21 protein-coding genes are annotated in these 22,043 nt (G+C 73.9%); 15 read left to right on the plus strand and 6 right to left on the minus strand.

Translation table 11 applies throughout. The features are described from left to right. Nucleotides 1-22: 22 nt before the first annotated feature. Nucleotides 23-301 (minus strand): HPr family phosphocarrier protein, encoded by a 279-nt coding sequence (locus IH44_RS0104305; protein WP_030458038.1) that lies wholly within the window; start codon nucleotides 299-301, stop codon nucleotides 23-25. Nucleotides 302-515: 214 nt separating this feature from the next. On the opposite strand from IH44_RS0104305, the gene IH44_RS0104310 reads away from it, so the two are divergent. The 5 genes from IH44_RS0104310 (at nucleotide 516) to IH44_RS0104330 (ending at nucleotide 6,749) form a co-directional block, all read left to right on the plus strand. Continuing rightward, nucleotides 516-3,290 carry a GNAT family N-acetyltransferase gene (locus IH44_RS0104310; protein WP_030458039.1) on the plus strand — a complete coding sequence of 925 codons (2,775 nt, stop codon included), beginning with the start codon at nucleotides 516-518 and terminating at the stop codon, nucleotides 3,288-3,290. A 112-nt stretch (nucleotides 3,291-3,402) separates the two neighbouring features. Next, nucleotides 3,403-3,987: a DUF5998 family protein gene (locus IH44_RS0104315; protein WP_030458040.1), complete on the plus strand. Its 585-nt coding sequence runs from the start codon at nucleotides 3,403-3,405 to the stop codon at nucleotides 3,985-3,987. Between the two features lie 8 nt (nucleotides 3,988-3,995). Then, nucleotides 3,996-5,150 carry an alkaline phosphatase family protein gene (locus IH44_RS0104320; RefSeq protein WP_030458041.1) on the plus strand — a complete coding sequence of 385 codons (1,155 nt, stop codon included), beginning with the start codon at nucleotides 3,996-3,998 and terminating at the stop codon, nucleotides 5,148-5,150. A 43-nt stretch (nucleotides 5,151-5,193) separates the two neighbouring features. Next, entirely contained in the window at nucleotides 5,194-5,841 is a 648-nt protein-coding gene (locus IH44_RS0104325) for a thymidine kinase (RefSeq protein WP_030458042.1), read from the plus strand. 83 nt (nucleotides 5,842-5,924) lie between these two features. After that, entirely contained in the window at nucleotides 5,925-6,749 is an 825-nt protein-coding gene (locus tag IH44_RS0104330) for a sulfurtransferase (protein WP_030458043.1), read from the plus strand. A 187-nt stretch (nucleotides 6,750-6,936) separates the two neighbouring features. Here IH44_RS0104330 and sepH read toward each other — a convergent pair whose 3' ends face one another. Continuing rightward, on the minus strand, nucleotides 6,937-8,025 hold the full coding sequence (sepH, locus tag IH44_RS0104335) for a septation protein SepH (RefSeq protein WP_081966717.1): 1,089 nt from the start codon (nucleotides 8,023-8,025) through the stop codon (nucleotides 6,937-6,939). Nucleotides 8,026-8,462: 437 nt separating this feature from the next. Between sepH and IH44_RS40565 the strand changes: the two genes are divergently transcribed. Beyond that, nucleotides 8,463-9,269, plus strand: coding sequence for a hypothetical protein (locus IH44_RS40565; RefSeq protein WP_051816541.1), 807 nt, complete (start codon nucleotides 8,463-8,465; stop codon nucleotides 9,267-9,269). 12 nt (nucleotides 9,270-9,281) lie between these two features. Here the strand turns inward: IH44_RS40565 and IH44_RS0104345 are convergent, their stop codons facing one another. Continuing rightward, complete coding sequence (locus IH44_RS0104345; RefSeq protein WP_030458046.1) at nucleotides 9,282-10,583, minus strand: D-arabinono-1,4-lactone oxidase; 1,302 nt, start codon at nucleotides 10,581-10,583, stop codon at nucleotides 9,282-9,284. A gap of 115 nt (nucleotides 10,584-10,698) precedes the next feature. Beyond that, nucleotides 10,699-11,943, minus strand: a complete 1,245-nt coding sequence (locus tag IH44_RS0104350) for an MFS transporter (RefSeq protein ID WP_030458047.1) — start codon at nucleotides 11,941-11,943, stop codon at nucleotides 10,699-10,701. A 197-nt stretch (nucleotides 11,944-12,140) separates the two neighbouring features. On the opposite strand from IH44_RS0104350, the gene IH44_RS0104355 reads away from it, so the two are divergent. Together IH44_RS0104355 and IH44_RS0104360 are read left to right on the plus strand one after the other, a co-directional pair. Beyond that, nucleotides 12,141-13,286 carry a ferrochelatase gene (locus tag IH44_RS0104355; RefSeq protein ID WP_030458048.1) on the plus strand — a complete coding sequence of 382 codons (1,146 nt, stop codon included), beginning with the start codon at nucleotides 12,141-12,143 and terminating at the stop codon, nucleotides 13,284-13,286. 22 nt (nucleotides 13,287-13,308) lie between these two features. After that, nucleotides 13,309-14,109 carry an inositol monophosphatase family protein gene (locus IH44_RS0104360; protein WP_030458049.1) on the plus strand — a complete coding sequence of 267 codons (801 nt, stop codon included), beginning with the start codon at nucleotides 13,309-13,311 and terminating at the stop codon, nucleotides 14,107-14,109. A gap of 110 nt (nucleotides 14,110-14,219) precedes the next feature. Here the strand turns inward: IH44_RS0104360 and IH44_RS0104365 are convergent, their stop codons facing one another. Next, complete coding sequence (locus IH44_RS0104365) at nucleotides 14,220-14,405, minus strand: hypothetical protein (protein WP_030458050.1); 186 nt, start codon at nucleotides 14,403-14,405, stop codon at nucleotides 14,220-14,222. Nucleotides 14,406-14,875: 470 nt separating this feature from the next. Between IH44_RS0104365 and IH44_RS0104370 the strand changes: the two genes are divergently transcribed. The 4 genes from IH44_RS0104370 to IH44_RS0104385 all read left to right on the plus strand — a co-directional run bounded on the left by IH44_RS0104370 (nucleotide 14,876) and on the right by IH44_RS0104385 (nucleotide 18,932). Next, nucleotides 14,876-15,529: a response regulator transcription factor gene (locus tag IH44_RS0104370; RefSeq protein ID WP_030458051.1), complete on the plus strand. Its 654-nt coding sequence runs from the start codon at nucleotides 14,876-14,878 to the stop codon at nucleotides 15,527-15,529. 43 nt (nucleotides 15,530-15,572) lie between these two features. Then, a complete protein-coding gene (locus tag IH44_RS0104375) occupies nucleotides 15,573-16,874 on the plus strand; it encodes a HAMP domain-containing sensor histidine kinase (protein ID WP_030458052.1) in 1,302 nt (433 codons plus the stop codon). Between the two features lie 199 nt (nucleotides 16,875-17,073). Beyond that, nucleotides 17,074-18,051 (plus strand): acyl-ACP desaturase, encoded by a 978-nt coding sequence (locus IH44_RS0104380; RefSeq protein WP_030458053.1) that lies wholly within the window; start codon nucleotides 17,074-17,076, stop codon nucleotides 18,049-18,051. A gap of 581 nt (nucleotides 18,052-18,632) precedes the next feature. Beyond that, nucleotides 18,633-18,932 (plus strand): DUF4193 domain-containing protein, encoded by a 300-nt coding sequence (locus IH44_RS0104385; protein ID WP_014138508.1) that lies wholly within the window; start codon nucleotides 18,633-18,635, stop codon nucleotides 18,930-18,932. A 279-nt stretch (nucleotides 18,933-19,211) separates the two neighbouring features. On the opposite strand, the gene IH44_RS0104390 is transcribed toward IH44_RS0104385, so the two are convergent. Then, the gene (locus IH44_RS0104390) at nucleotides 19,212-19,682 is read right to left on the minus strand and encodes a DUF3093 domain-containing protein (protein ID WP_030458054.1); all 471 of its coding nucleotides are present in this window, start codon (nucleotides 19,680-19,682) and stop codon (nucleotides 19,212-19,214) included. Between the two features lie 95 nt (nucleotides 19,683-19,777). Between IH44_RS0104390 and IH44_RS0104395 the strand changes: the two genes are divergently transcribed. The 3 genes from IH44_RS0104395 (at nucleotide 19,778) to IH44_RS0104405 (ending at nucleotide 21,778) form a co-directional block, all read left to right on the plus strand. Beyond that, nucleotides 19,778-20,362, plus strand: a complete 585-nt coding sequence (locus tag IH44_RS0104395; protein WP_030458055.1) for a PaaI family thioesterase — start codon at nucleotides 19,778-19,780, stop codon at nucleotides 20,360-20,362. Continuing rightward, on the plus strand, nucleotides 20,359-20,826 hold the full coding sequence (gene dut / locus IH44_RS0104400) for a dUTP diphosphatase (RefSeq protein WP_030458056.1): 468 nt from the start codon (nucleotides 20,359-20,361) through the stop codon (nucleotides 20,824-20,826). The genes IH44_RS0104395 and dut overlap by 4 nt, the downstream gene beginning before the upstream one ends. 160 nt (nucleotides 20,827-20,986) lie before the next feature. Then, on the plus strand, nucleotides 20,987-21,778 hold the full coding sequence (locus IH44_RS0104405) for a DUF3710 domain-containing protein (RefSeq protein ID WP_030458057.1): 792 nt from the start codon (nucleotides 20,987-20,989) through the stop codon (nucleotides 21,776-21,778). Nucleotides 21,779-22,043: the final 265 nt, after the last annotated feature.

The raw sequence follows: 22,043 nt of genomic DNA on the forward strand, positions 1-22,043 counted from the left end.
CGCGCCCCTGAACGCCGGGCCGTTACGCGGCGGGCAGCTCGTCCAGGCCCTCCTGGACCAGCTTGGCGACGCGGTCGAGGGCGGCGTCGGCGCCGTCCGCGTCGGCGGCCAGCACGACGGTGTCGCCGCCGGCCGCGCCGAGGGCGAGCAGGCCGAGCATGGAGCCGGCGTTGACGGGGCTGCCGCCCTCCTTGGCGATGGTCATCGGGACGCCGGTGGAGGTGACGGCCTTGACGAAGATGGAGGCGGGACGGGCGTGCAGGCCCTCGGCCCAACCGATGGTGACGCGGCGCTCAGCCATGAGAGGTGCCTTTCACGTGGTGCAGGGTGGTGCAGGGTTGTCTAGACCAGTGTTGCACGCCCGGACACGGCGGGCCCGTCGGTACGGGACGGCGGAACCGCGGAACCGCGGGCCACCGGACCGCAGAACCGCGGAACCGCGGGGCGGCAGGCCCAGCGTGCCGTGCCCGGCAGGCCGGGCGCCATCAGGCTCGCCGACGACTACGCTGGCGGGCGTGGAGCACGAGCGCGCACCGGTCGACAACGGGTACCCCCAGCACTGGGAGGCGGACGTCCTGCTGCGCGACGGCGGGACGGCCCGGATCCGCCCGATCACCGCGGACGACGCCGAGCGGCTGGTCGAGTTCTACGAGCAGGTCTCGGACCAGTCGAAGTACTTCCGGTTCTTCGCCCCGTACCCGCACCTGTCCGACAAGGACGTCCGCCGCTTCACCCGGCACGACTACGTGAACCGGGTCGGCCTGGCACTGGTGGTGCGGGACAGCTTCGTCGCCACCGTCCGCTACGACCGGACCGACAAGGACGGCATGCCGTCCACCACCGGCACCGACGCCGAGGTCGCCTTCCTGGTCCAGGACGCCCACCAGGGCCGGGGCATCGCCTCCGCGCTGCTGGAGCACATCGCGGCGGTCGCCCAGGAGCGCGGCATCCGCCGGTTCACCGCCGAGGTGCTGCCGGAGAACCGCAAGATGGTGAAGGTCTTCACCGACGCCGGCTACACCCAGCGGCGCAGCTTCGCCGACGGCGTGGTGCACCTGGAGTTCGACCTGGAGCCGACCGCCGCCTCGCTCGCCGTGATGCGGGCCCGCGAGCACCGGGCCGAAGCCCGTTCCGTGCAGCGGCTGCTGACGCCCCGTTCGATCGCGGTGATCGGCGTCTCGCGCAACCCGCAGTCGGTCGGCCGGGCGCTGCTGCGCGACGTCCGCTCCGGCTTCGACGGCCCGGTGTACGCCGTCAACCGGGGCGCCGAGCCCGGCACCGTGCTGGAGGGCGTGCCGACGCACCGCTCGGTGCTGGACGTCCCCGGTCCGGTCGACCTCGCGGTGATCGCGGTGCCCGAGCCCGCCGTCCCCGGCGCGGTCGCCGAGTGCGGGGCGCACGGCGTGCAGGGCCTGGTGGTGGTCAGCGCCGGGTACGCCGAGACCGGCCCGGACGGGCGGGACCGGCAGCGGGCCCTGGTGCGGCAGGCCCGGGCGGCCGGCATGCGGGTGATCGGCCCGAACGCGTTCGGCCTGGTCAACACCGACCCCGAGCACCGGCTGAACGCCTCGCTGGCCCCCGCGCTGCCCGACCGCGGGCCGTTCGGCGTGTTCTGCCAGTCCGGCGCGATCGGCGTGGCCCTGCTGGAGGCCGCCCACCGCCGCGGCATGGGCATCTCCTCGTTCGCCTCGGTCGGCAACCGCGCCGACGTCTCCGGCAACGACCTGCTGCAGTACTGGGAGGAGGACGCCGCCACCGAGGTGGTGCTGCTCTACTTCGAGTCCTTCGGCAACCCGCGCAAGTTCACCCGGATCGCCCGCCGACTGGCCGCCGGCAAGCCCGTGGTGGTGCTCAAGGGCGCCCGGCACACCGGCAGCCTGCCGCCCGGCCACGCCGTCCAGCCCGCCGCGACCCGGCTGCGCGACAGCACCGTGGACGCCCTGTTCCAGCAGGCCGGGGTGATCCGGGTGGACACCATCACCGAGCTCTTCGACACCGGCGAACTGCTCGCCGGACAGCCGCTGCCCCGCGGCAACAAGGTCGCCGTGGTCGGCAACTCCGACTCGCTCGGCCTGCTCACCTACGACACCTGCCTGAGCGCCGGACTGCGCCCCCGCACCCCCGTCGACCTGACCACCGGCGCCACCGGCGAGAACTTCCGGGTCGCCCTGGACACCGCGCTCGCCGACCCGCACACCGACGCGGTGATCGCCGTCGCCATCCCGCCGATCGGCGTGCACGGCCCCGGCCCGGCGCCGGAACTCGTCGAGGACGACCCCGAGATCGCCCAGGCCCTGCTGGACGCCGCCGTCCGCGGCCGGGAACTCGGCAAACCGCTGCTGCTCGCCCACCTCGCCCTGCCCGCGCTGGTCGCCCGGCTCCGCGCCGGGGGCGTGCCCGCCTACCCGGCGCCCGAGCGCGCCGTGCACGCCCTGGCCGACGCCGTCCGCTACGCGAAGTGGCGCCGGCGCAACGCCGAGGCCGAGGAGACCGCCCGGGTCCCCGAACTGGAGGGCGTCGACGAGCACGCCGCCCGCGCCCTGGTCGAACGCGCGCTGTCCGGCCGGGAGGCGGTCGCCGCCCGGCTGCAGTCCGGCGGCGCCCGGGTCACCCTGCCCGACCCCGAGGCCGCCGACCTGCTCGGCCACTACGGCATCCCGGTCAGCCCGACGCTGCCCGCCCCCGACGAGGCCGCCGCCGTCAAGGCGGCCACCGCGCTCGGTTACCCCGTTGCGCTGAAGGCCACCGCCGAGCACCTGCGGCACCGGCCCGACCTGGGCAGCGTCCGGCTCGACCTGACCAGCGAGGCCGAACTGCGCCGCGCCCACCGCGAACTGGACGCGCTGCTCGGCGGCGCCGCGCAGGCCGAACTGGTCGTGCAGCGGCTCGCCCCGCGCGGCGTGGACACCGTGATCGGCGCGGCCGTCGACCCCGCCGTCGGCACCATCCTGTCCTTCGGCCTGGCCGGCGCCCCCGCCGAACTGCTCGGCGACGTCGCCCACCGCCTGGTCCCGGCCACCGACCGGGACGTCGCCGAACTGATCCGCGAAGTCCGGGCCGCCCCGCTGCTGTTCGGCTGGCGCGGCGCCGAGGCCGTCGACACCGGCGCGCTGGAGGAGGTGCTGCTGCGGGTCTCCCGCCTCGTCGACGACCTGCCCGAGATCGCCGCGGTCGACCTGGAGCCCGTCGTGGTCGCCCCGCACGGCCTGACCGTGCTCGGCGCCCGGGTCCGGATCGCCCCGCTGCCGGTCCGGACCGATCTGGGACCGCGCGCCATGAGCACGCTGTAATCTTGCGTGGTTGCCCGCTCGCCAGGACCGGGCGGCCCCCGGCGGAGCGAAGGCCGGGCGAACCCGGCGCAGTGCCACCCGCCGGAGCGGCGGGACATGCCAGGATGGAGATATGGCGAAGACCGGTACCACCACGCAGGACCTGCGGTCCGCGATCGAGCGCAGCGGCTACTACCCGGCGCTGGTCTCCGAGGCGGTGGAGTCCGCGGTGGGCCCCGAGCCGATCACCTCGTACCTGGTGCACCAGGAGACCACCTTCGACGCCAACGAGGTCCGCCGGCACGTCACCGTGCTGGTGCTCACCGCGTCGCGCTTCGTGGTCAGCCACACCGACGAGCAGAACGGCGACGCGGCCACCCCCGTCCCGTACGCCACCACCTCCACCGAGACCGTCCGCCTGGACCGGATCACCTCCGTGGTGGTCAGCCGCATGGTCGCCAACCCCGAGACGTACACCCCCGGCACCCCGCCGCGCGAGGTCGTGCTGACCATCGGCTGGGGCGCCGTGCAGCGCCTCGACCTGGAGCCGGCCGGCTGCTCCGACCCGAACTGCGAGGCGGACCACGGCTACACCGGCTCCGCCACCGCCGACGACCTGTCGCTGCGGGTCAGCGAGGCCGGGGACGGGCCGGAGACGGTCGCCCAGGCGCTGGTGTTCGCCCGGGCGCTGTCCGAGGCGACCGTGGCCAACGGCTGAGCCGGGACATGCACGACGACGCCTACGAGCTGCTCGACCCGGCCGACGCCCCCGCCCCGCGCTACGGCTGCGCCGCGCTCTCCGACCTGCTGCCCACGCTGGCGGCGGGCCTCGGCGTGCCCGGCTACCGCCCGGCGCTGCCGCTGGAGCCCGCCGACCGGGTCTGCGTGTTCCTGGTCGACGGCCTCGGCTGGGAGCTGATCCGGGCCAACCCGGACTGGGCGCCGTTCCTCACCTCGCTGACGGCCGGGCGCTCCCCGATCACCGCGGGCTTCCCGTCCACCACCGCCACCTCGCTGGCCTCGGTCGGCACCGGCCTGCCGCCCGGGCAGCACGGCCTGGCCGGGTACACGGTGGCGATCCCGGACAGCGGGCGGCTGATGAACCAGCTGCGCTGGAACCCGCCGGTCGACCCGCAGGCCTGGCAGCCCTACCCCACCGTCTTCGAGCGGGCCCACCAGGCCGGGGTGGCCACCGCGCAGGTCTCCTCCCCGCTGTTCGCCTCCACCCCGCTCACCCAGGTCGCGCTCTCCGGCGGCACCTTCCTCGGCCGCACCACCGGCGAGGAGCGGATGGACCGGGCCGCCGCCTGGCTGGCCGAGCACGACCGCGCCCTGGTCTACACGTACCTGAGCGAACTCGACGCCGCCGGGCACCGGTTCGGCGTCGACTCCGACGAGTGGCGGCTCACCCTCTTCACGGTCGACCGCCTCGCCCGCCGGCTGGCCGAGCAGCTCCCGCCGCGCTCCGCGCTGTACGTCACCGCCGACCACGGCATGATCGACGTCGCCCCGGAGAACCGGATCGACTTCGACGAGGACTGGGAGCTCTCGGCCGGCGTCGCGCTGCTCGGCGGCGAGGGCCGGGCCCGGCACGTCTACGCCCACCCCGGCGCGGCCGCCGACGTGCACGCGGTGTGGAGCGAGGTGCTGGGCGAGCAGATGTGGGTCGCCACCCGCGAACAGGCCGTCGCCGCGGGCTGGTTCGGTCCCACGGTGGACGAGCGCGTGCTGCCCCGGATCGGCGACGTGGTCGCCGCCGCCCGCGACGACATCGCCGTCGTCGCCACCCGCAGCGAGCCCGGGGAGTCCCAGATGGTCGGCCTGCACGGTTCGATGACCCCCGTCGAACAGCTCGTGCCGCTGCTCGAAGTCCGCGGCTGAGCCCGCCCGTTGACCCCCTCGCCCGAAAGGCTGACGCTCCGCCATGGCTGAATTGGTGTTCTTCTCGGGCACGATGGACTGCGGCAAGTCGACGCTGGCCCTCCAGATGGACCACAACCACGCCGCCCGCGGCCGCCAGGGCATCATCTTCACCCGCCACGACCGGGCCGGCGCCGCCACCATCTCCAGCCGCCTCGGCCTGCGCGCCGACGCCGTCGAGGTCGGCGACGTCTTCGACTTCCAGGCGTACGTCGTCCACCTGCTCTCGGCCGGCGGCAAGGTCGACTACCTGATCTGCGACGAGGCACAGTTCTTCTCCGCCGGGCAGATCGACCAACTCGCGCGGATCGTCGACGAGTTGGGCATCGACGTGTTCACCTTCGGGATCACCACCGACTTCCGCACCAAGCTGTTCCCCGGCTCCCAGCGGCTGATCGAGCTCGCCGACCGGGTCGAGGTCCTCCAGGTCGAGGCGCTCTGCTGGTGCGGCGCCCGGGCCACCCACAACGCCCGCACCGTCGGCGGCGTCATGGTCGTCGAGGGCGCCCAGGTGGTGGTCGGGGACGTCGCCGTCAACGAGGACGAGATCGGCTACGAGGTGCTCTGCCGCCGCCACCACCGCCGCCGCCTCACCGCCGCCACCGCCCGGGCCGCGGTCCTCTCCCCGGACGTGCTCCCCTTCGAGGGCTGACCATCCGTCAGGAACGTTTCCCCGGGTGACACGGGATCGCCCGGCCCGCCCCGCGCGCCGCGTCCGCGCGCCACAATGGCGGCATGACCTCGCCCCTGATCAGCGTCGCCGAACTCGCCACCGCGCTCGGCTCCGACCGGCCCCCCGTCCTGCTCGACGTCCGTTGGGCGCTCGGCGGCCCGCCCGGCGCCGAGGAGTACGCCGCGGGCCACCTGCCCGGCGCGCACTACGTCGACCTGGACCGCGAACTCGCCGACCCGCCCGGCCCGGCCGGCCGCCACCCGCTGCCCGACCCGGACCGCCTCGCCGCCGCCCTGCGCCGGGCCGGCGTCGCAGCCGAGCGCCCCGTCGTCGCCTACGACGCCGGGCCCGCGCTCTCCGCCGCCCGCGCCTGGTGGCTGCTGCGCTGGGCCGGCCACGGCGACGTCCGGGTCCTGGACGGCGGCCTCGCCGCCTGGACCGCCGCCGGGCACCCGCTCAGCACCGACACCCCGCCCCCCGGCGACGGCGACTTCAAGGCCGACCCCGGCCACCTGCCCACCGTCGACGCGGCCGGCGCGGCCGAACTCGCCCGCACCGGCCTGCTGCTCGACGCCCGGGCCGGCGAGCGCTACCGCGGCGAGACCGAGCCCGTCGACCCGAGGGCCGGGCACATCCCCGGCGCGGTCTCCGCCCCCACCGCCGAGAACCTCGGCCCCGACGGCCGCTTCCTGCCCCCGGCCGCACTGGCCGAGCGGTTCGCCGCCCTGCACGTCACCGACCCGGCCCGCACCGCCGTCTACTGCGGCTCCGGCGTCACCGCCGCCCACCAGCTGCTCGCCCTCGCGCTGGCCGGCCACGACGGCGCCGCCCTCTACCCGGGCTCCTGGAGCGAGTGGTCGGCGAACCCGGCCAACCCCGTGGAGTAGGAAGAACCCCGGCAGTGAGCCCCGCCAGGGGCTCGGGGAACGTGCTGGTGGTCGGAGCCCGTCGAAGGTCAGTGCTGCCGCGCGCAGCGAACAGAACCCGAAGCCGATGCGCGCTTCGGCAGTGAACCTCTCGCAGCCGCGGCCTCGCCGTTCCCCGAGCCCCTGGCGGGGCTCCCAGGTGAAACCGTTATTCGGGCTTCTTGCGGCGCGAGCCGAAGACGATCTCGTCCCAGCTCGGCACCGTCGCCCGGCGCCCCGGCCGGACGCCGTCGGCCTCGGCCTGGCGGTCGGTGGTGCCGACCAGGCGGTCCCGGTGCGGGGCGACCGAGCGCGGCATCAGGATGTCCGCGTACGCGGAGCCCGCGCCGACGCTGGCGGCGGGGGCCGCCGTCTCCTCGACGACCTCCTCGGGCTCCTCGGCGACCGTGGTCTCCACGCTCGGGCCGACCGGGGTGAGGTCGCCGCGGTAGGACGGCACCACGTCCAACAGGCTGGTCAGGGAATCCCGTTCGGGCGCGGCCGCGGTGGCGGCGGAGGCCGCCGCCTCGCGGGCCTCGCGGACCTGCATGATGCGGTCGGCGGAGGGCCGCTCGATCATCGGGCGGGCCGGGCGGTCGTGCGGCAGCCGGGCGATCCGCGGGATGAACGGGAAGACCGAGTCCTCCTCGCGCTCGACGTTCTCGCCGATCAGCGCGCGGGCCTCGTCGTCGTTGGGCTGGACCAGCCGCCGCGGCGGGTCGTAGGACCAGGCGGCCCGCCGGTGCTCGCCCTCGGCGCGGTACCAGAGGACGACTTCCCAGGTGCCGTCGTCGCGGCGCCAGGAGTCCCAGCGCTCGGTGTCCTTCTCGGCGCCGCGCAGCGCGAGGCGCTCGGCGACGGCCTCGCCGAGCTGCGGGCCGGTGGACTCGCCGTGCCGGCGGATCGCCGTCTTGCGGGCCCGCTCGGCCATGAAGGCGCGCTCGGCGAGCACCGGGCCCTCGAAGCGGCGGACGCGTTCCACCGAGATCCCGGCGGCCTGGGCGACCTCCTCAGCGGAGGCACCGGCTCGTATCCGGGCCTGGATGTCACGGGGGCGGAGGTGGCTCTCCACCTCGATCTCGATCTGGCCGAGCCGCGGCCGGTCACCCCGGACGGCGGCGCGCAGCCGCTCGTCGATCGGCAGGGTGTACTCCGTGCTGTCGGCAGCCTTGAGCACCAGCCGTGTGCCGTCGTTGCTGACGGCCACGACGCGCAGTTCGGGCACGGTTACCTCCCGGGTGGTGCCTGCCGACGTCACCTGCGTCGCTGCTCCCGTACTGAGTGTGGCCTGCCCGTTGGCGAGTGGCCACAACCTTGCAGAGTTACCCGGCGTGTCGGGCTTTCACCCGGGCGCGCCGCTGTGGCACGGTTGCCTGTTTGCCACGTCGACGGTCGACATCGCACCCGGGCGCCCGGTCCGTCGTCCGACGGGTCGTCGACAACGAGTCCGAAGGCTCAGGCTCCACGAACAGTACTCCATTCGTGGCATCCGAAGGGGCGGCTCGCCGCTCAAGTCTCCCGCGAATCACCGGAATCTCAAGAGTGGGCACCCCATTGACCCGCCGGTGATCAACGGACGGTGATCATCTTCACATATATCGACCGGAGAGAACCGGATTTTCGACCCTTGTGTCCTTCTTTGGGCAAGATGGAGAGGCTTGTTCGAAATTCCGACACATCGACCGAGGGACAGGGATGCCGCAGCAGAGCCAGCAGTTCGCGCACGGACCGGCCGCCGCGGAGGAGAAGGCCGAGCGCAGACGGCTCGACCTGACGGCCGCTCAGGTGGCGGCGAGCGCCCTGGCGGCGGTGGCCGGCGCGGTACTCGCCTCGGAACTCGGAGTGTACGGAACGATACTCGGTGCGGCCGTCGTCTCGGTGGGGGCGACCGTCGGAAGCGCGCTCTTCCAGCACCTGTTCAAACGCACCGGGGAACAACTGCGCAACGCGGTGGAACGCGGTACCGAATCCGCCCCCGCGGTGCACCCCGCACCCGCCCCGCCGAACGGAATCAGCCAGGACTGGAACGCCCCCCGGCTGCTGCGCGCGAAACGCCGTTGGACGTGGAAGTCGTACGCGGCGGTCTCCGGGCTGGTGTTCGTGCTCGCCATGGTGCCGATCGTCGCGGTGGAACTCGCGGCCGGGAAGCCGATGCACGACATCACCACCGGGCAGGACGGCGGCGGCACCTCGTTCAACCCCTCGCGTCCGTCCGGCGACCGGCAGCCGCAGGCCCCCGCGGACACCCCGTCCGCCGGGCCGTCCGACCTGCCCTCCGGCCGCTCCTCCGCCACCCCCTCGGCGACGCCGGGCGGTTCGGCCGGGCCGTCGGCGACCCCGTCGGGTGCGGCGTCCGGGTCGGCGTCCTCGCCGAGCGCCGGACCCTCCGGTGCGGCCCCGACCGACCGGACCGCGGCGCCGACCGCGGAACCGGCGGCGGGCGCGGGCAAGGGCGGGCAGGACGCGCTGCCCGGGACGGCCGCGCCGACCGGCACCGGCTGAGGCGGCGGAAGGTCAGGCGCCGAGCACCCGGCGCAGGTAGGCGTTGGCGAACCGGCGCTCCGGGTCGACCTTGTCGCGCAGCGCCGTGAAGTCGCCGAAGTGCGGGTAGACGGAGGCCAGGTACTCGGCGTCCCGGGTGTGCAGCTTGCCCCAGTGCGGGCGGCCCCGGTGGGCCGCCATCAGCTTCTCCACCTCGGTGAAGTAGGAGAGTTCGCGGGTGCCCCGGTACAGGTGGACGGCGATGTAGACGCTGTCCCGCCCGTTCGCGGTGGACAGCCACAGGTCGTCCGCCGGGGCCACCCGCACCTCCACCGGGAAGCTGATCCGCCAGTCGGAGCGCTCCACCAGCGCCCTCAGTTCGCGCAGCACCCCGGTGGCCGCTTCGCGCGGCACCGCGTACTCCATCTCGATGAAGCGCACCTTGCGCGGGCTGGTGTAGACCTTGTACGCCTGGTCGGTGAACCGGCGCTCGGACCAGGCCCGGCTGGCGATCTGGGCGATGGTCGGGATCGCCCCGGGGAAGGCGCGGCCCACCCGGCAGGCGCCCTCCCAGACCGTGTTGGAGACGAAGTCGTCGTCCAGCCACGCCTTGAACCTCGGCAGCGGCTCGGCCGGGCCCTGGCTGCGGTTGTTCCGCTTGGTCGAGCAGCGGTCGGTGTGCGGGAACCAGTAAAACTCGAAGTGCTCGTTCACCGCGGTCAGGTCGTCGAAGGAGTCCAGCACCTCGTCGAAGCCCATCGGCTTCTCGTGCGCGGAGAGCAGGAACATCGGCTCGACGGCGAAGGTCAGCGCGCTCACCACGCCCAGCGCGCCCAGGCCCAGCCGGGCGCCCTGGAACAGCTCGGCGTCCTCGGTCGCCGAGCAGGTCCGCACCGAGCCGTCGGCCAGGACGATCTCGACCTCCTCGATCTGCGCGGCCAGCGAGCCGGAGTCCCGGCCGGTGCCGTGGGTGCCGGTGCTGGTCGCGCCCGCGACCGTCTGCACCTCGATGTCGCCCATGTTCGTCAGCGAGAGGCCGGCCGCCGCGAGCAGGCGGTTCAGCCGGTGCAGCGGCAGGCCCGACTCGACGGTGACCGTCCCGGCCTCGCGGTCGAGCTTCCGGACGGCGGTCAGGCGGTCCGGGCGGACCAGCACCGCGTCCCCGGCGGCGGCTATCGCGGTGAACGAGTGCCCCGCCCCGACCGCCTTCACCGGCAGGCCGGCCTCCCCGGCCGCGACCACCGCCGCGGAGAGCTCCTCGACCGAGCCCGGCGCCACGACCTGCGCGGGCCGCGCGCTCTGGTTCCCCGCCCAGTTCCGCCAGACCTCGGTCATCTCCAGAGCCTCCCGCTCGCGCGTGTCCTACCTTCCGGTTCTACCGGTGGGTACGGGGAGCGTAGTCACCAGGATCGCGCAGGTCTACGGTTCGGGGCGGGGAGCTCCGGCCGTCTCAGGAGCGCACCGCCTCCGCCTCGGCCGGCTGCGCCGCGGCAAGCCGGCGGCGCAGCCGGGGCAGTCCGGTGTAGGCGGCGACCGCGGAGAGGGCGGCGGCGGCCACCGGCACCCAGTAGCCGTTCGCGCTGCCCCCGGCGTCGACGACGATGCCGGCCGCCGAGGAGCCGACGGCCACGCCGAGGGCCAGGCCGGTGGTGGTCCAGGTCATGCCCTCGGTGAGCTGCGCGGCCGGGACGAGCCGTTCCACCAGCGCCATCGAGGTGATCAGGGTGGGGGAGATGGCCAGGCCGGAGAGGAAGAGCGCGGCGCCGACCCCGACCAGCGCGGCGGTGCCGTGCAGCAGCTGGGCGGCGAGGATCAGCGGCGCCATCCCGGCGGCCATCACGCCGACGCCGACCAGGAAGCGGCGGTCCAGCGGGGCGGTGAACTTCAGCGCGCCGAAGACCGCCCCGGCCAGGCAGGAGCCGAGCGCGTACACGGCCAGCACGCCGCCGGACGCGGCCGGGTGCCCCTGGGCGCGGGCGAAGGCCACGGTGACCACCTCGACCGAGCCGAAGACGCCGCCGACCGCGGCCAGCGTCAGGATCAGGGTCTGGATGCCCTTGTCCCGGACGACCGGGCTGCCGCTGCGGTGCTCGACCGGGTGGGCCGGGGGCTCGGTGCGGCGCTGGGCGGTGAACAGCAGGACGCCGACCACCAGGAAGACCCCGGCCAGCAGCAGGCCGGACTCGGGGAAGAGCGAGGTGGCCAGGGTGGCGGCCAGGATCGGGCCGATGATGAAGCAGATCTCGTCCGCGACGGCCTCGAAGGAGTACGCGGTGTGCAGCTTGGGCGGCGCGTCCCGGTAGAGGTGGGCCCAGCGGGCGCGGACCATCGAGCCGGTGCTGGGCATGGTGCCCATGCCGGCCGCGAAGACGAACAGCGTCCAGTCCGGGAAGCCGTAGTGCGCGCCGAGCAGCAGCCCGGCGGCGGCCAGCACGGTGACGCCGGTGGCGGGGAGCGCGACCCGGCGCTGGCCGTGGCGGTCGACCAGGCGGGAGATGCGCGGGCCGAGGACCGCGGCGGAGACCGCGAGGACGGCGGAGAGCATGCTGCCCAGCCAGTAGGAGTCCTTGATCCGGCCGAGCATGGTGACGATGCCGATCCCGGTCATGGAGATCGGCAGCCGGGCGACCAGCCCGGCGGAGGAGAAGGCCAGGGAACCGGGGGCGGCGAATATCTGGCGGTAGCTGGACAGCACGGGGGGTGGCTCCGTCGGGGGTCGGATCGGGGGCTGATGGGTGGGGGACGCAACCATCGGTAATGTGCGACCTTCGCCCGGACAGCTTACGAAGCGTGGGCGAACGTCCGCATCCGGGTTGTTCGCGGACAACCCGGACACCGCCCGGCCGCCGCCCGTGCACCGGCCGGTCCGTTCCGGGTGGCAGGATCGGAGCCATGTCCGACACGCGCACCCCCCGCCCCGCCGAACCCGCGCCGTACGACGCGCTGCTGCTGCTGTCCTTCGGGGGGCCGGAGGGCCCCGAGGACGTGGTGCCCTTCCTGGAGAACGTCACCCGGGGCCGCGGCATCCCCAAGGAGCGGCTGGCCGAGGTCGGCAAGCACTACTTCCTGTTCGGCGGCGTCAGCCCGATCAACGAGCAGAACCGCGAACTGCTGGCCGCGCTGCGCAAGGACTTCGCCGACCACGGCCTGGACCTGCCGGTGTACTGGGGCAACCGGAACTGGGCCCCGTACCTGGTCGACACCCTGCGGGAGATCGCCGACGACGGGCACCGCCGGGTGCTGGTGCTCGCCACCAGCGCCTACGCCGGGTACTCGGGCTGCCGGCAGTACCGGGAGAACCTGGCCGACGCGCTGGCGCAACTGGCCGCCGAGGGCCGCCCCGAGCTGACGGTGGACAAGCTGCGGCACTTCTACAACCACCCCGGCTTCGTCGAGCCGATGACCGACGCCACCCTCGCCGCGCTCGCCGCACTCCCGGCCGGGGCCCGCGACGGCGCCCGGCTGGCGTTCACCACGCACTCGATCCCGACCGCGATGGCCGAGACCTCCGGCGCCCCCGACGACCCGGCCCGCGGCACCCCCGGCGGCGCCTACGTCGCCCAGCACCTGGACGTCGCCCGGCTGATCGCCGCCGCGGTCGCCGAGCGCACCGGCGTCGCCGACCGGCCCTGGCAGCTGGTCTACCAGAGCCGCTCCGGCGCCCCGCACACCCCGTGGCTGGAGCCCGACGTCTGCGACCACCTGGAGGCGCAGCACGCGGACGGCGCCGAGGCCGTGGTGATGGTGCCGATCGGCTTCGTCTCCGACCACATGGAGGTCAAGTACGACCTGGACACCGAGGCGGTGGCCAAGGCCGCCGAACTCGGCCTGCCGGTCGCCCGGGCCGCCACCGTCGGCGCCGACCCGCGGTTCGCCGCCGCCGTCCGGGACCTGGTGCTGGAGCGGGCCGCCGCACAGCGCGGCGAGCCGGTCACCCGGTGCGCGCTGGGCGCCCTCGGCCCCAGTCACGACCTGTGCGCCACCGCCTGCTGCCCCAACCCGCGGGCCCCCCGCCCCGCCGCCGCCCAAGAAGCCTGATCCCCGAGAAGACGAGGACCCCGTGACCGACGACCTGCTGCAGGAACTCCTCGCCACCGCCGTCGAGGCCGCCACCCGGGCCGGCGCCCTGCTGCGCGACGGCCGGCCCGCGGACCTCGGGGTGGCCGCCACCAAGAGCAGCCCGGTGGACGTGGTGACCGAGATGGACCTGGCCTCCGAGAAGCTGGTGCTGGAGCTGATCTCGGCCCGCCGCCCGGACGACGGCTACCTCGGCGAGGAGGGCGCCGACCGCCCCGGCACCAGCGGGGTCCGCTGGGTGGTCGACCCGCTCGACGGCACCGTCAACTACCTGTACGGGCTGCCCTCCTGGGCGGTCAGCGTGGCCGCCGAACTGGACGGCGAGGCGGTGGTCGGCGTGGTCTACGTGCCCGCCCGCGGCGAGCTGTTCCAGGCCGTGCGCGGCGGCGGCGCGACGCTGGACGGCCGCCCGCTCGCCGTCCGCCCGGCCCCGGCCTGGGGGCAGGCGCTGGTGGCGACCGGCTTCGGCTACCTGCGCGAGCGGCGGGTGCACCAGGCCGAGGTGCTGCACGCGCTGATGGGCGAGGTGCGCGACGTCCGCCGGGGCGGGGCGGCCGCCGTCGACCTGTGCGACCTGGCGGCCGGCCGGTTCGACGGCTACTACGAGCGCGGCCTGGCCCCCTGGGACCGCGCCGCCGGCCTGCTGATCGCCCGCGAGGCGGGCGCGCTCACCGGCTCCCGCCCCGGCCTGCCCGCCGACGGCGAGCTCACGGTCGCCGCCCCGCCCGGCCTGTTCGAACCGCTGCAGGCCCGGCTGGAGGCGCTCGGCGCCTGGCACGACTGATCCCCTCCGCGTCCGGCGTCCGGCGTCCGGCGTCCCGCGGACAGCCGAGAGCCCCGGCCCGGGGAACCGGGCCGGGGCTCTCGCCGTACGGGAAGAATGAAGGGGAGCGGTCAGGCGGCGGAGCGGTGCGTGCCGAGGACCGGGTCCACTCCGTGTTCGGTGGCGAGGCGCTGGAGGTCCTCCAGCTCGGACTGCTCGACCTCGGCCAGGAACTCGTCCCCGGACTCGATCGCGCGGTGCAGATCCTGCTCGGCGTTCTTGATCCGCTGAAGGATTCCGGCGGTGAAGGCGTCCATACGGGCCCCCTTTGCTGTGTCGACGGGCGCGGCCCGAGCGACCCCCCGGCGCGGGAACCGGACAAACCCAGGACGGGCACCGTTGACCGGACGCAGGTTCCGGTCGGGCGCTCGGGCGGCTCGGCGGCCGCGACCCGGTGGCTTTCCGTCCCAGGCCGGTGCGGATGGGGCACTCGGCGGGTGGTGGTGGCCGTGACGCGCCACGGGACGGCATCACGGTGTGCACGTGTCCTCCCCACCCCTCGGCCGGGGAAACCTCCAACTCCTCGGAAAGTTGCCCGAGTCACAGTCCAAACGCGCCCGCACCGCTCCGTTTTCGCGGACGGCGCACCGGACTTACGACTGCTTTACCGCGCGACCAGGCAGGATGGAGGCACCGTCGGATCCGTCTGTCCGGATCCGCGCCCGGCGCACCACGGCCCGCACGGGCAGGCACGGCCAGGGCCGCTCCAGCAGAAGGGACAACCACCGTGCGGGTACTCGTCGTCGAGGACGAGCAGCTGCTCGCCGAGGCCGTCGCCACCGGCCTGCGCCGGGAGGCCATGGCGGTCGACGTCGTCTACGACGGGGAGGCCGCGCTGCAGCGGATCGCCGTGAACGACTACGACGTGGTGGTGCTCGACCGGGACCTCCCGCTGGTCCACGGCGACGACGTCTGCCGCCGGGTGGTCGAACAGGGCCTGGCCACCCGGGTGATCATGCTCACCGCCTCCGGCGACATCAGCGACCGGGTCGAGGGCCTGGAGATCGGCGCCGACGACTACCTCCCCAAGCCGTTCGCCTTCAGCGAACTCGTCGCCCGGGTAAGGGCGCTGGGCCGCCGCGCCACCGTCCCGCTGCCTCCCGTGCTGGAGCGCGCCGGGATCAGCCTCGACCCCGGCCGCCGCGAGGTCATCCGGGACGGCAAGCCCGTCCAGCTCGCCCCCAAGGAGTTCGCCGTCCTGGAGGTCCTGATGCGGGCCGGCGGCGCGGTGGTCTCCGCCGAGCAGCTGCTGGAGAAGGCCTGGGACGAGCACACCGACCCGTTCACCAACGTGGTCCGGGTCACCGTGATGACCCTGCGCCGCAAGCTCGGGGACCCGCCGGTGATCGTCACCGTGCCCGGCTCCGGCTACCGGGTGTGACCCGCACCCCCGAACCACCCACCGTCTGAGAGGACCTCCGGCCATGACCACCCCGCCACTCCCCGGCGGGGCCCCCGGCACGCCCGCCCCGGGCCCGCACCAGGTGCCCCCACGACCGGCGCACCCCCCGGGCCGCCCCGACCGCGACCGCGCCGACGACACGTACCACCCCGGGGACGGCCTGTTCGCCTGGCTGTCCCTGCGCCCCACCATCCGGATCCGGCTCACCCTGCTGTACGGCGGGATGTTCCTGATGGCCGGCGTGGTGCTGCTGCTGCTGATGTACTACTTCGTCCGCTCCGCCTTCGACCAGGCCCAGCTGCCGCACCTCACCCTCGGCCCCCGGGTCTCGGTCACCCTCAACGGCCAGGAGATCACCGACCAGGCCACCCTGGACCGGGTGATGAGCGGCATCCAGGAGGCCAACAGCAGCCAGGCGCTGTCCACCCTGCTGCGCCGCGCCCTGACCGCGCTGGTCTTCCTGGCCGTGATCGCCTTCGCGGTCGGCTACGCGATGGCCGGCCGGGTGCTCCACCCGCTCGGCCGGATCACCCGCACCGCCCGCGAGGTGGCCGGCAGCGACCTGCACCGCCGGATCGACCTGGACGGCCCGGACGACGAGCTCAAGGAGCTCGCCGACACCTTCGACGAGATGCTGGAGCGGCTCGACCGCGCCTTCGACTCGCAGCGCCGCTTCGTCGCCAACGCCTCGCACGAGCTGCGCACCCCGCTGGCGATCAACCGCACCCTGCTGGAGGTCCAGCTGGCCGACCCGGAGGCCTCGCCCGACCTGCAGCAGCTCGGCAAGACCCTGCTGGCCACCAACGAACGCAGCGAGCAACTGGTCGAGGGCCTGCTGCTGCTGGCCCGCAGCGAGAACGAGCTCACCGAGCGCCGCCCGGTCGACCTCGCCGAGGTCGCCCAGCGCGCCATGGAGCAGACCCGGGCCGAGGCCGCCAACCGCGAGGTCGAACTGCGCGCCCAGCTGGCGCCCGCCCCCGCGCACGGCAACGGCGTGCTGCTGGAGCGGATCGCGCTCAACCTGCTGCAGAACGGCGCCCGCTACAACAGCCCCGGCGGCTGGGTGGAGATCGCCACCTCGCCCGTCCGCGGCGGGGGCGGCGAGCTGGTGGTCAGCAACACCGGCCCGGTCGTGCCCGGCTACGAGCTGGAGCACATCTTCGAGCCGTTCCGGCGGCTCAAGAGCACCGACCGCACCCGCAGCGACAAGGGCGTCGGGCTCGGCCTGTCCATCGTCCGCTCGGTGGTGCGCGCCCACGGAGGCACCATCGAGGTCACTGCCCGCCCCGGAGGCGGCCTGCGGATCCAGGTCCGCATCCCTTAGCCGTCCGGGCGCCCCCGGGGCCGCACCGGCCCCCTCGGGCGCTCCGGCCCGCGACGCTCCTCCAGCCGCCCCCGCCCAGCCGTGTCGGAACGACATAAGCGCTGGACAGGGGCGGCTTGTCATTTGCGGCCGCGACAACTTACGGTGTCGTAACCTACGCAGCCGTAGGTCAGCCCGTCCCACTCGCAGGAGCAACGCCGTGACCATCGCCCCCGTGCAGCGAACCGCCACGACCGCCTGGACCGACGCCAGGCTGATCCTCGCGCTCGAAGAGGTCGTGGAGACCGAGCTCAACCGCCACCTCAAGGTGGCCAAGGAGTGGATGCCGCACGAGTTCGTGCCGTGGAGCCAGGGGCGGGACTTCGACGGCGTGCTCGGGGGCGAGGCGTGGTCGCTGGAGCAGTCCAAGGTCACCCCGCTGGGCCGGATCTCGCTGGTGGTCAACCTGCTCACCGAGGACAACCTCCCGAGCTACCACCACGAGATCGCCACCATGTTCGGCCGCGAGGGCGCCTGGGGCGCCTGGGTGCACCGCTGGACCGCCGAGGAGGGCCGGCACGGGATAGCGATCCGCGACTACCTGCTGGCCACCCGCGCCGTCGACCCGGTCGAGCTGGAGCGGGCCCGGATGGCGCACATGTCCGAGGGCTTCGAGTCCGACAACGCGCACAGCATGCTGCAGTCCGTCGCCTACGTCGCCTTCCAGGAGCTGGCCACCCGGATCGCCCACCGCAACACCGGCCACCACTCCGGCGACCCGCTCTGCGACCAGCTGCTGGCCAAGATCGCCAACGACGAGAACCTGCACATGGTCTTCTACCGGAACCTGCTCAAGGCCGCCCTGGAGCTCGCCCCCGACCAGGCCATGCGCGCCATCGCCGACGTGGTGATCAACTTCCGGATGCCCGGCCACGGCATGCCCGGCTTCGAGCGCTCGGCCGCCCAGATCGCCATCGGCGGCATCTACAACCTGCGGATCCACCACGACGACGTGCTGCAGCCCGTGCTGCGCCACCTGAAGGTCATGGAGGTCTCCGGCCTCGGCCCGGTCGGCCAGCACGCCCAGGACGAGCTGGGGGCCTTCCTGGCCGGTCTGGACGCCCAGGCGACCCGCTTCGACGAGCGCCAGGCCGCCCTGCTGGCCCGCCGCGCCGCCGCGGCCGCCGCCCGGGCCTGACCCCGCCACCGCCCCGGGCCGGCCCTCCGCGGGCCGGCCCTCCGCGAGTCGCCCAGCGGTCCTCCGGCGACTCTCCGGCCGGACCGGGACGCACCGGTCGGTATGCGGACAAACCGGTCGCGCGTGCTCCGGACGAAAGGCCCGCTTTGGCGGCAAACGCCCGCTGTCGCGCCCAATGTGACGAACCTCACACCTGTCCGGAAGGCGTACCCGGATCCCTCGATGGTGTGATCACTCGTTCGGGTGGGCCGGTTGCACTGGGTAGTCGCCCGATCCGGCCGATGGCGCCCCGCCCGGACGCCAAGAACCTTTCACCGCCGCCGAGTTGCCGCCCCCGGTGCTCCCGGATGATCACCGACCGTGATGATCGGAAAGTTCCGGTCCGAACCGCTCCACCCGTACGGTGGACGGTGTTCGGACCTCGTTCGATCACCCCAACGGGCCCCTGTCCGGATGTCGATTGAGTAACGGGGCTTGAAGTAAGGCACAATCTCGGCCTCGGGTCGGGCACAAGACCGGCCCCCCAGGCGTTACGTGCGCTGGAGATACCCGCACACACCCAAAGGGGGAGAGCGAAAACTATGGCAACGGACTACGACACCCCACGCAAGACCGATGACGACCTCAACGAGGACAGCATCGAGGAACTCAAGGCCCGCCGGAACGAGAAGGCGTCCAGCTCGGTCGACGTCGACGAGTACGACGCCAACGAGGGGCTGGAGCTTCCGGGCGCCGACCTCTCGAACGAGGAGCTCTCGGTCCGAGTGCTTCCCCGACAGGCCGACGAGTTCACCTGCATGAGCTGCTTCCTGGTGCACCACCGGAGCCAGCTCTACAGCGAGAAGAACGGCCAGCCGATCTGCCGGGACTGCGGCGCCTGAAAACGGAGCGGCACTGGCCCGGGCGGGCGAGACCCCTCCGCCGGCCCGGTACGCCGCCCCGTCCGGCCCTGAGCAGCAGGGCCGGAGGCAGTAGCAGCGACCGTCCCGAGCGGTCGCACCCGGCAGAGCGCGAGCCGCGCTCCTGCCCCCGCAGGGCTCGCAGACAGACCGAAAGGGACGGCCCCACCCCCGGGTGGGACCGTCCCTTTCGCCTGCCGGCGCCGCGCGGCGCCGTACGTTTCACCGGCGCCCTCAGCGCCGTACGTCTTGCCGGCGCCCTCAGCGCTCCCGCGCCGCACCCCGCTCGGCGCCCCGCCCCGCCGCCCCGGCCAGCGCGTCCGCCAGCTTCTGCGGCGACCGGGTCGACAGGTACAGGTACGGGGTCGGGTCCGCCGGGTCGGTCACCTCGACCTTCAACGCCGTCGGCACGTAGCTGCGCAGCAGCATGAACGCCCGCGGATCGGCCTTCACCGACCGCCAGGCCACCGCCTCCTTCGGGTTCAGCACCTCGGCCGCACCCAGCGCGCTCACCGGGACCCGGGCCTGCCCGGCCACCAGCGACCCCTGCACCACCCGGATCCGCGCCGACCCGTAACTGCTCAGCGCCGCGGCCCCCGCGACCACCCCCACCACCAGCCCGACCAGCGCGGCCACGCCGCTGAACCGGAGCAGGATCAGCGCGAGCGACAGCCCGAGCGCCACGGACAGCAGCCACCAGGACCGCGGGACGGTGAGACGTTCCTCGTACATGCCCCCATTGTGGGCGCTCCGCACACCGCGCCGACCCCCCGGGGCCCCGTCGGCGCGCCTGTCCCGGAAACCTACCGGCAGGTAGGGTCGGCGCCGTGAACGGACCCACCACCCCCACCACCCCGCCCGCGGACGCCGCCCTCCCCGAGCGCTCCCCGCTGGCCCCCGCACCCGGCACCCTCATCGGCTCCCACTACGACGAGTGCTTCGGCTGCGGCCCGCACCACCCCCAGGGCCTCCAGCTCACCGCCGTCGCCGGCCAACACCTCGACGTCACCGCGCAGTTCACCGTCAAACCGGCCCACCAGGGCGGCCCCGGCCTGGCCCACGGCGGCGTCCTGGTCAGCGCCATGGACGAGACCCTCGGCACGCTCAACTGGCTGCTCGGCGCCCCCGCCGTCACCGGCCGCCTGGAGACCGACTTCGTCCGCCCCGTCCCCGTCGACTCGGTGCTGCACATCCACGCCCGGGTGACCGGCGTGCACGGCCGCAAGGTCTACAGCGCCGCCGAGGGCCGGATCGGCGCCCCCGACGGGCCGGTCGCCATCCGGGCACAGGCACTCTTCATCCAGGTGAAGCTGGAACACTTCACCACGCACGGTCGTCCGGAGGACGTGCAGAAGATCCTGGACGACCCCGACCAGATCAAGCGCGCCCGAGCCTTCGAGGTGAACCCGTGACCGACCCCGTCCGCCCGCCCGTCGACATCCTGATCCGCCGGCTCGACCCGGAGATCCCGCTCCCCGCCTACGAGCACCCCGGCGACGCCGGAGCCGACCTGCGCACCACCGTCGACGCCGAACTCGCCCCCGGCGAACGGGCGCTGCTCCCCACCGGCATCTCCATCGCGCTACCGGACGGTTACGCGGCGTTCGTGCACCCGCGTTCCGGCCTCGCGGTCCGTTGCGGAGTTGCACTGGTGAACGCCCCGGGGACGGTCGATGCCGGGTACCGTGGTGAGATCAAGGTGATCGTCGTCAACCTGGACCCCAAGGAGCCCGTCCGCTTCAAGCGCGGCGACCGGATCGCCCAGCTGGTCATCCAGCAGGTCGAGAAGGCCCGCTTCCACGAGGTGGGTGAACTCCCGGGTTCGGTCCGTGCCGAAGGCGGGTTCGGCTCGACCGGCGGCCACGCCGCGGTCTAGCATGCGCCGCGGTCTCGGTTCCACCGAGCGAAGCACGACGAGCGGGTGGAAGCGGTGCGATCGGCGATTGCAGCGGTTTTCGGCCGGTCCGATGGGTAGCAGGTAGCAGATATTCGCGTTCGGTCTTGGATTCGGTCTTGGACCGGGAAGGACAGTGACCGTGTTCCGTCGTCGCAAGAGCGAGGACGCTGTCGAGCAGCTCGCCGAGGACGCCATCAGCGCCGACGAGACGGCCGATGACGTCGAGGGTTCCGTCGAGAGCGAGAACGACACCGAACCGGACCCGGCCGACCGGGTCGGCCTCCCGCCGGCCCCGCGCCCGGACGGGCCGTGGGACGTCTCCGAGTTGGAGAAGCCCGAAGAGGGCCGGGTCGACCTCGGGGGCCTGCTGATCCCCGGCGTCGAGGGCATGGAGCTGCGGGTCGAGGTCGCCGGTGACGCGATCGTCGCCGCCACCCTCGTCCTGGGCAACAGCGCCGTCCAGCTCCAGGCGTTCGCCGCCCCCAAGTCGGAGGGCATCTGGGGCGAGGTCCGCGAGGAGATCGCCACCGGCATCACCGGCCAGGGCGGCGCCGTCGAGGAAGAGGAGGGCCCGCTCGGCTGGCACCTCCGCGCCCAGGTCCCCGTCCAACTCCCGGACGGCACCCAGGGCGTCCAGCTGGTCCGCTTCGTCGGCTGCGACGGCCCCCGCTGGTTCCTCCGCGGCGTGATCTCCGGCCAGGCGGCCGTCCAGCCCGAGATGGCCGGCATCCTCGAAGAGGTCTTCCGCCAGACCGTCGTGGTCCGCGGCGAGGCCCCGATGGCCCCCCGCGACCCGATCGTCCTCAAGCTCCCCGAGGACGCCCAGATGGTCGCGGACGGCGCCGCCGCCCCCGCCGAGCCCGAGTCCCCGTACGCCGGCGGCTCGATCGACCCCTTCTCGCGCGGCCCCGAGATCACCGAGGTCCACTGACCTCCGGCCTTTCCGGACGCCCCGCGTCCCCTTCCGCCCCCGTGCCACCCGGCCCGGGGGCGGATTTGCTTTGCGGCCGCCGCTCCCCGTACAGTTCCGGAGTCGCGCCGAGAGGGGCGAACGAAAGCGAGTTCGAGGAAACACCGGTGAAACGGTGGCGAAAACCTCTGATAAGCTGGAAACACGAAAGAACGAAGCGCCCGGAGGGTCCGCAGGAATGCGGTCCGAAGGAAGTGTCCGTTCCTTGAGAACTCAACAGCGTGCC

Origin of the sequence: Kitasatospora sp. NRRL B-11411 (assembly GCF_000721345.1) — a bacterium.
Lineage (GTDB): Bacteria > Actinomycetota > Actinomycetes > Streptomycetales > Streptomycetaceae > Kitasatospora > Kitasatospora cineracea.